Here is a 273-nt window from a genome sequence, read left to right on the forward strand (position 1 = left end):
CCCTGATACTGCTCAGCTTGAATAAGATGATAACAACAGGGAGAGATGATAATGGACCGAGTGTTTGCCTGGGATGCCAACCTTAGCAAGCGCACATGGAGATCACCACAGGCGTGCAGTGCTACGGCCTGCTGCGCCCTCTTTAGCTTGGACTGCTGAGGTGCAAATGCATCGGCGCAGATAAATTTCTGCGGCAGATGCCACTTCTCGGCAAATTTTATCCCTTCATCACACAGACCCTGCTGCCACTCCAGACTCACCACAGGACGAGAA

General features: G+C 52.4%; 1 protein-coding gene. It reads right to left on the reverse strand.

Going from position 1 to position 273, the window contains the following annotated elements:
- Positions 1-273, reverse strand: a 273-nt coding sequence (locus tag MTCD1_RS19190) for a methyltransferase (RefSeq protein WP_143760181.1), incomplete at both ends; no start/stop codon positions are given.

Source organism: Colwellia marinimaniae (assembly GCF_002207865.1).
Lineage (GTDB): Bacteria > Pseudomonadota > Gammaproteobacteria > Enterobacterales > Alteromonadaceae > Colwellia > Colwellia marinimaniae.